Here is a 12,519-nt window from a genome sequence, read left to right as displayed (position 1 = left end):
CATCGTGAAGATCGAGCCAGCGACGCATGAGGTGTCAGTAGGCTCGGACGGCGAAACACCGCCCAGATTGCAAGGCCCCCGGCCTCTTGTCTTACGCGCGACACTAGCCTTGGGGTTGCAAGGCGACAAGCGTTTTTTCAACATCACTGTGTCGCCTCCATAGTGGCGATTGACGTGTCGTATTTGCGAATTTCGGCAGCACGGCGCAGGGCCAGCATATGGGCGCATGGCCCCTTGCGCAGGGCGTTGGATTGAAAGTGCCAGCAGGAGCAATCCCCCGAGGCAATACGCTCGTCGCCGTCCAAACCAACGCTAACAGAATGTTCACGGCCGTTCTCAGTGACCATGCCCTTGAACTCGATTGGACCCATCTTTTCCAAATCCACCAAACCGGCGGCAACGCATTGATCTGCAACCTGTTCCAGCTCTGATGAAAAGCGCATATCAGCAAGTTTAAGCGGCTCTTGAAACAGCTCGCGCAGCCGCCAGAAACCTTTATCGAGATCAAACATAACCCGCCCGGCCTGGGCCAAAGCAGTCAGCGCCGAGCTGGCGTCTTCCGAAGACATGCCGACGGCCCGCGCGATGTCATCTGCGCTGCCAACCCATTGGGTTTTAAGGTGCTCCAACACACGGCGGCTTAGATCGCCGGGAACCCGGCGACGGGGTGCCAAGAGGTCAAACCGCCCTGCCCCGCTCCAATCGTTGGCTGTCCAGCCAGACAAGCCAAGGGTGAAGGTCATCGGCCCCAAATCGGCGACCACAAAACAGGGCATGCCCGACCCCATGACATAAAGGTCAAAGCGTTTGGCAATTGGGATCAGCCGTTCCAGAATCCTAAACCTACGTCGCCCCCAAATGCGAATATCCTCGGCCTCACCAGTTTCGCAAAACGATCGCGGGCAATGCAGAACCTCGTTCCACGGCTCAAACACAAACTCCGCAGGCGCACCCGGTTTCATCCTAAGGCGCATCGAACGCGGCCCTTGTTTTTCGGTGCGTTTGCGCAGCGTGGCGCAAATATTGTGCATGTCCATGGGATGGAGATGCACCCGTTTCAGCGGCATCGTCATGGCCGAACTAACCTGAAGCAACCCGCGCACCCAACTGTCGGGCAGGTCAATCTTGTCCTCACGCAATTCCCGCCCGCCCTCGGTGGTGGCGGTGAACCCATCCGGTTCAATCTTCAACTCGGTTTGCTTACGACTACGCAGCTGTTGGAAACCATCATAAAGCTGCTGGCTGTAGTCGATATTTGTGACGCCGATCCGGCTCTCTGAGATCGTGTTAAACATGTCGAGATCAACCGACAAACGCCCATAACAGGCCTCATCAATCGAAAAGCATTCAAACGACACCTCGTCGGGATGCACGGCAATAATCGGATCGAGAATAATCCAAGCCGCACGATCATGCTTGTACAGCCATTTAAAATAACGGTTTTCTGCGTCACGATACGGCTTAAGCGCCTGACTCTCGATCTTTCGCATCTCGGCCAATTCCGCCGAAATCCGTTTACGTTCGTCCTGTAAGGTCGCCTTGGAAATCTTGGCCTCGGCCAAAAGCTGATCTTTGTGGCTCTCCAGCCATGCAAAATAGGCGCTGCGATCGGGTTGTTTGGGGCGCAAATCATGGGTGACCACATAGTGCAGCACCGACATCGCTTCGCGAAAGGCAACCGTATTGCCTAAGGTTCCCACAAACCATGTGGGATCCCGATTGAGATCTGGGGCAAACCCGATACCCGTTTCACGAGAGCCGCTTTGACCGGCATATTGACGTGTGACCTCCATCAACGGTCTCCCTGAACAATGCTGCGTCCAACCGTTTCCCCTACCAAATCAGGGGCATGGCGGCGCAGCTGCACCAACATCAACACAGCACGATCACGATCCGTTCGGGTGATTGAGGCGCTGATATCTTCAAGCAAGGCAAAGAGCCGCGCCTGCAAATCTGTGGGAGCCGTGGCCACCAGCTCTTCGAAATAACGCCACATCTGCTCCTTGGCGGGGCGGCTGGCGTGGGGGCGCATCAAAATTCTGCGCAAGGCCGGTTCCAGGTTACGAAACCGGGTCGCATCCTGCCCGGCATATTCGCGGACCAACCGCGCAAAGGTCAGTTGAAAACTTTTGCCGGGATGTTCGGCCAGACCGTCCAAAAACGCCGGGGCATTTTCGGGAGACATGGCGCGGGTCATAAGCTCTCGTCCGAACCCCTGCGCAGCTAGAGAGTTGCAATCACACAATGAAATGATCGCATCGGGCGGCCAGGTCTCGGTGCCCTGCGCACGGATCATCGCATAGGCGGCTTCTCGGCTATCGTCCCATTCACAATCCAAAAGCGCGAAAATATCGCGCGGCGATCTGGCCACATCATCGCGGCGGCTGTCCAAAGCGGCAACCGCCCAATCACGGGCTGTTTTCTGGTCACAGGCCCCAATACGCGCCAATTTTGACAGGCTAAAGTCATGCGCCGACATTTCATTCAAAACGACAGCGCCAATCCGACGCGCTGGTTCTGACCGGGCCCGGATCAAGCTCCAGACGACGTCAACACCTTGGCGCGCGACGGTTTTCCTCATGCTCCGGCTGGTTTGCGGCTCAAGATCAAAGGCCACGCGCGCGCGCGCGCCAAACAGCACGGCAAGTTCTTCACGAATTTCGTCGTCCAAATCCGTTTGATAGGCTTCGTGCAAAACCGCCAGCGTGACATCGCGTGCGCCATCCCCGCCGGATCGCACCAATCGGGCCACCGCGTCGCGGGCTTGTTCGCGGGTCCCGGCCTCACCATGAACCAAGAGCTCAACAACCAAAGGCACCGCGTTTTGCAGCACGACCACATCGGCCCCCGCCAGCAAAGCCGCAGCGGTTTCTTGCACTTCGGGCCGGTCCGATCCGGCCAAAGCTTGGGCATCAAAAAGCGAAATACCGTCTGGACGAACCGCCGCCAAACGCAGCGCAAAGAGCTGCACCGCATCGTTGTCATGCCGAGACAAGGCTAGGAGGTCGTCAGCAGCCAGAGCAAAAACGGCGGATTTATAAAGGGTGCCTAGAGTTTGGGCCAATGCCGAAGCTTTGGCCATGTTAAACACCGGCCCCAAAATCGGGCCAACCGCCGGACCACCCATCGAACCTGTTGAGCCGACTTCGCGTTTTGGCAAGGCTTGCAAGCGGGCGATAACCGCCTCGATGACATCCGCTCCGTCGGCCCGGCTTTTGGGCAAGGCATCCCCTAGCCAATCATGGGCCTCTGGGAGGAAAGCCACCAGCAAAGCGGCCAGATCATCGACCGCAGAAGCCCATCGTTCGGGTGAGAGTTGAAACGCCAACCGCGCCAATCGTTGCGGCTCGGCCCCCAATGCGCCGGCCAATAGACGCAATTTTTCGCAACTGAGCTGCCCAGCCTCGATCTGAAGCTTCAGAGCATGGGTGGCAAAACCTTGACGTATCAGGCTGGCGTCATAAAGGAGTGCCGCCACGTTCTGATCTGACAGGTTGGTGCAAAACGCGTCGTCCTGTGTGAGGATACGCGCGGCAAAGGATTGAACCTCGTCCAAAGGTGCCCGCCGTAAAACCGCCAAAAGCCGATCCGGTACGGCCTGCCACAATGGGGCAACCCCATGAGGGTCTTCCAACAGCTCTTTCAAGGCGAGAGCTTGGCCGGTTTTCTGGCTGGCCGCCACAAGAACACCGGCCCCCATCGCGGTAAACGCATCGTGTTTATACCCGCCAAGGCCACGCAAATAGCGCCTCACTCGGGTATTCAAATACCAGCGTGTGCGGTGACCAAAGGCATAGTCTGATCCATCCGCTGCCACCGCCTCCTTGAAGGAAACGTGTTGTTGCGCTGATCTTGAATAGACATAGTCTGCGGATGAGTTTTGTTTTTCGGTGGCGAAACGATCGGCCAAAACCCCAAAAACATCTGCATCATCAAAGGCTTCTGCCGCTTTGAATATCCGCCGGATGGCCCGAAACAGACCCGGTGTAAGCGGAACAATGTGCAAGAGTATCACCAAATTCGACCGCGCCACATCATCGTGGCGCGACATGGCATAGGCCGTTACAAGCCGCTCAGAAGCGTCTTGCCGCTGAGCCACTCCAAGCATTTGGTGCAAAAACGCCGCAGCGCTGGCTTCACTTGGCTCAGGGTGTTCGAGATAGGTATTTAGGTCGGTATCAGCCGTGAACCCGGCGGCATTGGGATCGCCCAGCATTTCCGCCAAAACCAAACGCGCCGCTTCGGCACATGGGGCGTCGGGGCTTTGCGTCAAAATACGGATTTGCTCGATCGCATCCTCGGACCACGGGGCTTCGCCCAATCGCCAGATTGCATAAGGTAAAACCCGCCGGGCCACGCCATCACGCAATGGCGCAAGGTCAATCAAGCGCGGCAGGGCGTCACTCACGCGACGTTGAGACAAACGCCAAATCAAACGCGCTGCATCTTGGTCGTTGAGACCAGGCAATTGTTCGAGCCGAGACAAAAGCCGCGCCGAATATCGGTCTAAACGCCCTGCAACAACCGGCGCGCCTCGCGGCTCGTCAAGCTGGGCACCCTCTTCAAAATATCCGCGTTTTTGGTAGGATAGAACCAAACTATCAAAGATTTTCTGAGCCCGATCCAGCGGAACAGCGTCCTCGGTCCGGGTCCCTTCGGTTTGGGACGAGCCGGCCCAACCATAGCGATAATTCACCAGAAAACCGGACCTGGCATCTATCAACTCAATTTCACAAACCAGATTGCGACCCGCAGGTTTGATCAGCCGAACGGACTTAAGTATGGCCATAAAAACCCCAGATATAGCGCGAAAAGCGTCAAACACACATTTTATTGCGGGTGACGCTAAATGACCTCGGGGGCAAAAACAACGCCTATTTAGGGTTGACTGCACCGCGTCTTGGGCCCGAAACGGGGAGCAGCCTGACGCATCTCCAAACCTTGTTATCTCGACCCATGACGGAGCTGTTTGCCCCCCACAGTCAAATAGAGAGCGTCCCCTAGCCCCGGTCTTGGCTTGCCTTTAACCGAGACGTTCGCAACCGTTCCAGATGGCCATTTTTAATAGCGTCTGGGTGAATAACGCCCAATTGAGCGGGCATCTCGGGCAAATCCAAAATATATGCAATAGCGAAACGATGCGCGCCCCCACCACTGCGCAAACAGGTGCCATCACGGCCAACATGCACAAGCGTTGCGCCATGGGCGCGCCGGTAATAATAGTGCGGCAACTCCTCCATATCCAAAAGTCGCCCACGCGCCCGTGTCTCTTCGAAAATCCGATCAAGCGCCGTGTAGCGCGCCAAAACATCCGCTGATGAACGACAGTCATCCGGCACGCGCCCCTGTTGAATTTGCTCCGCCATCTGCTTGTAAATCGGCGTCTCTTGCCATTCGGCCCCGTCGACCCAACGCATCTGGCAACTTCTCAATTTGGTGTTATCCAAAAGCGTTTTGGTGTGCTTGTCCCAATCTCCGGCCTTGACCATGCCGCTGTGTTGGCGTCCCAGCTTGGGGTAGCCGTTTCCTCGGGCGTAGGCCCGCGTAATGTCGCGCGGGCGTGGGTAGATGGCCATTGCCGAAAGCGGCGCAGCCGCGCCATAGCGCACCCTATTGGCCACGTCACGAATAACCTGTCTATACACATGGGCTTCGACGGCACGGTGAAGGCGTTGGGTCATGGAAGGGGAGGTTTGGGGTCGCATGGTCTTTAACTCAAAATGACCCCATACAACACCACATCCTGACATCCAGAACAAGCGCAACCTTGCGTGATGTAGATCCGTTCAAGCATCCCGCTGGAGGCCTTCTTACTTGACAAGCATATGGGGCAATGGTTGGTGACAAAAGGTTTTTGACGAAGGTTTTCGCCTGTCGTAGCCGCTAATCTAATGGGGTTTTTTACACTGTGACTTCAGGTGTTATATTCATCACTGCCGGCGAGAGCTTTACTCATGATGCCGTCGAGGCCGCCCGTAGCGTGCGGGAAACCAACCCTACGCTACAAATTGATCTGTTTTGTGACACGCCATCCAATGTTCCCGGCGATGTTTTTGACCAAATTCATACGATAGAAAATCCGCACCGTCGCTCGAAAGTGGATTGTCTTCCGCGCAGCAGGTTTGAGCGCACCCTTTACCTAGATAGTGACATTCGGGTGGTTGCAGATGTGACCAGCCTGTTTGCGATACTTGACCAGTTTGATTTTGCCGCCGCACATGCGCACGCCCGCAACCGCAGTCAAACCAATGCCATTTGGCGTACCGAAATACCCGATGCCTTTCCGCAATTGAACGGCGGCGTCCTATTGTTCCGCAAATGCCCTGAGGTTCAAACCTTGTTGGAAGACTGGGCCCAATCCTTTTCCTCCGCCGGATTTGCCAAGGATCAGGTCACACTTCGAGAACTCGTTTGGTTGAGCGATCTACGATTGTTCATTTTGCCACCTGAATACAATATCAGGTACCCAAAATATCTAAAATCATGGGCGAAAGATGAGGCGCAGCCAAAGATTCTACATTTCAAAGAATTTAATAGCGGTGGCAAAAAGAAGAAAACCAAACCGTCGTTGTTGAAGTTATTCCGATTATAAACCATGCCGGTTTGCACATATTTAGATAAAGCGATTTTCTTTGCGCATATCCCCAAAACTGGCGGGACAAGCGTTGAAACGTATTTGCGCCAAAAAGGTCCGGTTTCTCTTTTCGGAGAGCCAAAGATTAACGGGGTGCATTTACAGCATTTGGCACGAAAAACGGTGCAGGAGATTCCAAATCTCCCGAATTTTGATTCCAGTTTTGCAGTCATCAGAGACCCTGTCTCGCGTATGGTGAGCGAATATATATGGCGTTCTGATCCGCTCAATCCGTTGCAAAGACTGGCCCGTCCCTTTCACGGATTACAAGCGCGGCGCATAAAAGTCAGGGGCGTGAAACGCTCCCTCACTTTCGCAGAATGGGTTCCACTCGCTTTAGAGGAAGCGCGTGACAACCCAAATATGCGCGACAATCACATGCGCGCTCAGTGTGATTTTCTCGCCAAAGGCGATCGGCTCTTTCTGTTCGAAAACGGCCTGTTCCCGGTGTTTCGCTGGATCGACGCGACAACAGATGGCAAAGAAGGCGCACCCGTCCAGAAATTGAAAGCCAGCCGCGCCACCAAGCCACCGGTTGATGACGCGTCACGGCATCAAATCGAAGATTTCTATAAGCTAGACGTGGCTCTTTACCAATCCGTCAACGCCGGGCGAACCGTTTTATAACCCGCCAAGCATGAGTTAAACGCTCAGCCCCATGTTCTGATAAAGCGACCGCCATCGTGCGGTTTGAGCCTGAAATCCATAGGTTTCAATGGCATGTTTACGCAGTTTTACAGGGTCATAGGCCTCGGCATCATCCAAAACCGCCATCATCGCCTTTGCAAAGCTTGGGACGTCCCCCTTGGGCACCAGATGACCAAGCCCCGAGTGGTCGCCCAGAATTTCGCTTGGCCCATCTGTGTCCGTACTGACAACCGGCTTTCCGGCGGCAAGCGCTTCGACAACCGGCAATCCAAAAGTTTCATGATCGCTGGGCAAGCAACAACAATCCACCGCGTAGGACAGATGACGAATGTCTTCTCGGGAAATATTGCCCAAGCGCACAATCCGGTCGGATGCAGGATGCCCATCAAGTGCATTGTTCATCTTTTCTGGAATGGGCCCCGCGACAATCAACTTTGTGTCTGGACGTTGCGCCGAAACGGTTTCAAACGCCGCCAAAAGCAGATCCAACCGTTTTATATCGCGCCAATTCGTCCAAGCCCCAAACGTGAAAAACCCCTGCGTCTGGCTGGCAAATGCGTTTTGCGCAGGCGGATCGAGCGCCTCAAAGTCATCTGGAACCGGATTGGGGATGGTCACCCCTGTGTCCAGCGACAACTGAAACCGTTTTTCAATGGCGCGCAGAGTTCGGCTAGACACGGCTGCAACCGCATTCGCGCTTGTGAAGTAGGCCCGCAAGGCCTTGTCATTCAAAGCGACATCCTTGCGACCATAGCTTGTCAAATGCTCCCACGAGGCAAAGGGGCACCCGGCGGAATTGGCCACCCGCTGGGCAAGCAACCCGGTTCTGGGCGCGCTTTGCAATCCGACGACCGCATCAACCCTGTGCTGTTTGGCAACACGGGCCAATTGCCGAAAGAGTAGCTCATTGGCCAAGAAACGCGATTTTGACACCAACCGCCCGGTTCGGGTCATGGCTTGGTTGAGATAGGTAAGATCGGGAAACCCGTCGAGCGTTGAAGCCGCCTCACCAAGCCCATCCTCGATAGCGAACAGCAGCACATTCGCCTTCAAACTCAGATGTTGTCGTATGGCGACTGGAAAAAGCCCGGCTTTTCGCCGATCCGGCGTTGGGGCGTCTTTGGTGATGAGCAAAATCGTGGGGGCCATGTGTCGCCTAATTCATATATTTGTGACACTCTCTATAGGCTAAATTTTGCCGGAAAACACAAGGTCGCATGCGCAGGTCACAACCATTTGGTTTTAGGCCCCTGCACCGCCGCCCTTTCACTCCGCGATTGGGCATAGGATTGCGCCGTGACGTGACGGTTTCGACCTGTGTTGTGGACGAAAGAGGCAATTGCCTTGGAAATCGCCCGCGATCTGGTAGACACAATTTGTGTCAGCTAGGAATCGGTGGCTGCACAAAATTGTGAGTGATCAACTATGCCCAGCAACTTTATTTTCGTTACAAGCACGACTTGGATTGGCAACAGTTCCGATTGGAACCCCGCCGACTTTAGTCTTCGGTTCAATTCGGATGCCGGGGTTGTTACGGTGGATTGGGGGGATGGGACGCCCCCCATGACAACGACCGGTGAGTTTGCTGCCTATAATTATTCAAGAAACGGCCAATACAACGTTTCGGTATCCGGCGATTTTTCTGCTTTGAGCTTTAGAGACGGCAGCTTCCATTCTAGGGTCGTTCGGATCGTGCAATGGGGTGATCGTGAATGGCAGAGCATGTCCAACATGTTTGCCAATGTAGAATTTCTTTATTTCTCGGCCAGTGATACTCCCAATCTTTCAGCTGTCACCAGTATGAGGGCCATGTTTTCTGGAGCTGCCAATTTCAATTCCGACATCGGACTGTGGGATACGTCAAATGTAAGAGACATGAGCAGCATGTTTTCCGATGCCGCTGCCTTCAATCAGGACATCAGCGGCTGGGACACATCTCGTGTTTTGAGCATGAATAGTATGTTTGAGGGCGCAGAGGCTTTCGATCATGCGTTCTCATGGGACACATCCAACGTCAAAGACATGGAAGACATGTTTGACGATGTTGATACGGATGTACCGGTGGATCGTGTCACCGTGGGTGATAGCGGGGCGAACCTACTTGTTGCGACCGCTGACGAAGAGCTGCTCTATGGTCGGGGTGGTGATGACACGGTGGATTATTCCGCATCCGACCAAGAGATCAGGATCTATCTTTCCGGCGATAACAGGGAAATTGGCGGTTTTGCCCGTGGGGACCTGTTGGTCGAGGTTGAAAACATCATCGGAACCTCGTTTGACGATACGATCGCTGGTGACGATGCGAATAACGGCTTTACCGGCGGCGCGGGTGACGACCGCCTTTATGGCGAGGGCGGCGATGACACTCTGATCGGAGGGAACGGGCAGGATATCCTAGACGGGGGTGACGGCAACGACCTGCTGGATGCTTCGGGTGGCGATGTCGAAAGCCAAAAATGGGGTGATTGGATCAGGCCGGGCATCGGAGAGGATACGGTTCTTGGCCATGCCGAACTATGGGCCGATGGTGAGGGGGTTGGCATCACCTTTGGCGGGGTATCCGGTGTTGATGGTCTGACCATTGTGTCGAGTTCTGATGGCTCCGGCACCGTGGTGAGCGGCGATGGTGATGTGAACACCACCTTTACCTATGTCGATTGGATCGAAGGGTCGCAGGATGACGATCATATAACCGGTGGCGATTTCGAGTTTTACGAAGGCTTTGCTGGCCACGCGGGCAACGACACCATCGACGGTGGCGGCGGATCGCAGGACTTTATGGATTACAAATACGAGATCTGGTTCAATCACATCGGTACCGGCGTCACGGTTGATCTCTTTACCGGTATTGCCACGGATTCCTATGGCGATACGGATACGCTGATTAGTATCGAGCGGGTTCGAGGCACAACATTTGATGACCAGATAACCGCCGCAGGTCTTGATATTAACGTACGCTTTTGGGGCGACGAAGGTGATGACACGCTCATTGGTGGTGCTGGCCAAGACACGCTTTATGGCGGTATCGGGGATGACAACGTTCGCGGTCACAGCGGCAATGACACGCTCGACGGGTACTACGGCGATGACGCGGTATACGGGGACGGTGGCGACGATGTGCTTTGGGGCTACTATGGCCGAGATACACTTTCGGGGGGAAGTGGCGATGATACCCTTTTTGGCGGAGAGGACAGAGATCGGCTCTCGGGCGGCGGCGGAGCCGATTGGCTAGAGGGCGGGCAAGGCGGCGACAGATTATATGGCGTTGGCGGAGACGACAAAGTCTACGGCGAAGAGGGGAACGATTATCTCTCTGGTGGTGATGGAAATGACACCTTGTTGGGGGGCGACGGGGACGACGTTCTGAATGGCGGCGCTGGAGATGACCGGCTTGTCGGCCATGACGGCGATGATCGCCTGATCGGCGGTATCGGACAGGATACTCTCTATGGTCTGACTGGTAACGACACTCTTGAGGTCATTGGGGCAACCGCCTCTTACCTCTCAGGGGGGCAAGGCAGAGATTTCTTGGAAGGGGGCAGCGGTGCGGACACGCTCTTTGGCGGAGAAGATGGTGATCGGCTCTATGGCGGGGATGGGAATGACAGTCTGAATGGCAATGCCGGACATGACCGCCTTTATGGCGAGTGGGGCAATGACACCCTAAGGGGCGGCGGAAACGAGGCGAACTATCTCTCGGGTGGTAGCGGCCACGACGTCCTGTCCGGTGGGGCCGGTGCGGACACGATTTTCGGAGGAAATGACAACGACCGGCTTGTTGGCAACGCGGGCAACGATAGCCTTGTTGGCGGCACGGGAACTGATACGTTGTATGGGCTTGATGGCGACGACATTCTGCGTGGCGGCGGGTTCGGTGCGAATTATCTCTCAGGCGGCAGCGGCGATGATAGCATGTTTGGGTCAAGTGGTCGTGACACCATGTATGGCGGTTCGGGCGACGATCATATGATTGGTGGAGCCGAAAACGACGAGATCAATGGCGGCGCAGGCGATGACACCCTATATGGCAATGGCGATGCCGATGTGGTTTCAGGCGGCGCAGGTAACGATGAGATCAATGGCGGAAACGGCAAAGACACTTTATTCGGAGGAGCCGGCAGCGACGTATTTGTCTATGATGACGTATCCAATAGCCGCCATGGCGGAAACAGGGACATCATCGTCGATTTTGAACATGGTGTAGATAAGATCGACCTTTCTGGCATCGCGCCAGACCTCAGCTTTGTCGGTCGCACCTCCTTTACCGGAACAGCAGGCGAAATCCGTTTTAACGGCACGGTTGGTCGGCTCTATGTTGACCTTGATGGGGACAGTGTGGCCGATCTCTCTATCGATATTGTCGACGTAGTGTTGATCAGCGCGGACGACTTGGTTCTCTAGCCCCCCTGCCCCATTGATCCGCGGGTGGCGACGATGGGCCGGGTTATACGGCTCAAAGGCATGGGAACGTCCTCTTACTTGGGGCGCGTTTCACGACGCAGTGCATCCTAAACGGCCAGAAGGTCTTCTGACGCTTTGCATGCCGGTATGACGGTTGCCAATTGCTGGGTCACAGTGCGCGCACGGCCTTACAAAGCGTCTTTTCTGTCATAAATCCGCAAAACTTTGCGCCACAGAGCGAAGCAAGGATAAAGGCAACTGCACGACCTAAGCGGCCTGCGTCCCTCGCCATAAAAAGTCATGACAAAAGTCGTGACTTCGGAAAACAAGCCACTGATATCGCGCAATTTCCTTTGCTGACGTCTAGCTAAGGAGTCCCGTCCCTAGAGCGCCTGTGCTTTTCAGGAATGGCTTGAGCGGAGCAAAGAGCTGTCCCTTTCGCCTGCATTCACTTTCGGGTCTTTTCCCGTATTCATGTTTTGCTATTTACCCATGACTTCCCCATGACTTCCCTAGGCTCAGGACCCATTGATTTTGGTCTGAACATCTGAATCGCTGCTCCAAAAGCGGAGCGGTGATATGAGGGATCTTTTCTGGCTGACAGACGAGCAGATGGCACGATTGAAGCCTGTCTTTCCAAAGTCCCATGGTAAACCCCGCGTGGACGACAGGCGCGTCCTGAGCGGAATTATCTTCATCAATCGCAATGGCTTGCGGTGGCGGGATGCACCGCCGGAATACGGCCCACCAAAGACGCTTTCCAACAGATGGCTGCGTTGGAGCCGCAAGGGTGTGTTCGCCCAAATCCTGACGGAGTTGGTCCGTGAGGGCGGTCA

At 55.2% G+C, this 12,519-nt stretch carries 8 protein-coding genes; 4 read left to right on the top strand and 4 right to left on the bottom strand.

All coding sequences use genetic code 11. The features are described 5' to 3' along the window. Nucleotides 1-143 precede the first annotated feature (143 nt). The 3 genes from AC5EFR_RS09270 to AC5EFR_RS09260 all read right to left on the bottom strand — a co-directional run bounded on the left by AC5EFR_RS09270 (nucleotide 144) and on the right by AC5EFR_RS09260 (nucleotide 5,681). Complete coding sequence (locus AC5EFR_RS09270) at nucleotides 144-1,793, bottom strand: SWIM zinc finger family protein (protein WP_493575564.1); 1,650 nt, start codon at nucleotides 1,791-1,793, stop codon at nucleotides 144-146. Then, nucleotides 1,793-4,789 carry a hypothetical protein gene (locus AC5EFR_RS09265; RefSeq protein ID WP_493575563.1) on the bottom strand — a complete coding sequence of 999 codons (2,997 nt, stop codon included), beginning with the start codon at nucleotides 4,787-4,789 and terminating at the stop codon, nucleotides 1,793-1,795. The genes AC5EFR_RS09270 and AC5EFR_RS09265 overlap by 1 nt, the downstream gene beginning before the upstream one ends. 211 nt (nucleotides 4,790-5,000) lie before the next feature. Then, nucleotides 5,001-5,681, bottom strand: coding sequence for a hypothetical protein (locus tag AC5EFR_RS09260; RefSeq protein ID WP_493575562.1), 681 nt, complete (start codon nucleotides 5,679-5,681; stop codon nucleotides 5,001-5,003). Nucleotides 5,682-5,908: 227 nt separating this feature from the next. Between AC5EFR_RS09260 and AC5EFR_RS09255 the strand changes: the two genes are divergently transcribed. Further along, nucleotides 5,909-6,592, top strand: a complete 684-nt coding sequence (locus AC5EFR_RS09255; protein WP_493575561.1) for a glycosyltransferase family protein — start codon at nucleotides 5,909-5,911, stop codon at nucleotides 6,590-6,592. 3 nt (nucleotides 6,593-6,595) lie between these two features. Beyond that, a complete protein-coding gene (locus AC5EFR_RS09250) occupies nucleotides 6,596-7,261 on the top strand; it encodes a sulfotransferase family 2 domain-containing protein (RefSeq protein WP_493575560.1) in 666 nt (221 codons plus the stop codon). Between the two features lie 15 nt (nucleotides 7,262-7,276). On the opposite strand, the gene AC5EFR_RS09245 is transcribed toward AC5EFR_RS09250, so the two are convergent. Then, nucleotides 7,277-8,431, bottom strand: a complete 1,155-nt coding sequence (locus AC5EFR_RS09245; protein ID WP_493575559.1) for a glycosyltransferase family 4 protein — start codon at nucleotides 8,429-8,431, stop codon at nucleotides 7,277-7,279. 414 nt (nucleotides 8,432-8,845) lie between these two features. Here AC5EFR_RS09245 and AC5EFR_RS09240 point away from each other — a divergent pair, with 414 nt between their 5' ends. Together AC5EFR_RS09240 and AC5EFR_RS09235 are read left to right on the top strand one after the other, a co-directional pair. Then, nucleotides 8,846-11,683 carry a BspA family leucine-rich repeat surface protein gene (locus AC5EFR_RS09240; protein ID WP_493575558.1) on the top strand — a complete coding sequence of 946 codons (2,838 nt, stop codon included), beginning with the start codon at nucleotides 8,846-8,848 and terminating at the stop codon, nucleotides 11,681-11,683. Between the two features lie 579 nt (nucleotides 11,684-12,262). Beyond that, nucleotides 12,263-12,519: transposase (locus tag AC5EFR_RS09235; protein ID WP_493575557.1), on the top strand; the 257-nt coding region annotated here is incomplete at its 3' end.

The sequence above is a fragment of the Pelagimonas sp. genome (assembly GCF_058892305.1).
This window is presented reverse-complemented; position numbering and strand designations above follow the sequence as displayed.

Excerpts from the sequence above, each read along its gene's own strand:
- AC5EFR_RS09250 (WP_493575560.1), top strand. The coding sequence starts at position 6,596 with ATGCCGGTTTGCACATATTTAGATAAAGCGATTTTCTTTGCGCATATC.
- AC5EFR_RS09245 (WP_493575559.1), bottom strand. The coding sequence starts at position 8,431 with ATGGCCCCCACGATTTTGCTCATCACCAAAGACGCCCCAACGCCGGAT.
- AC5EFR_RS09270 (WP_493575564.1), bottom strand. The coding sequence starts at position 1,793 with ATGGAGGTCACACGTCAATATGCCGGTCAAAGCGGCTCTCGTGAAACG.
- AC5EFR_RS09240 (WP_493575558.1), top strand. The coding sequence starts at position 8,846 with ATGACAACGACCGGTGAGTTTGCTGCCTATAATTATTCAAGAAACGGC.
- AC5EFR_RS09265 (WP_493575563.1), bottom strand. The coding sequence starts at position 4,789 with ATGGCCATACTTAAGTCCGTTCGGCTGATCAAACCTGCGGGTCGCAAT.
- AC5EFR_RS09260 (WP_493575562.1), bottom strand. The coding sequence starts at position 5,681 with ATGACCCAACGCCTTCACCGTGCCGTCGAAGCCCATGTGTATAGACAG.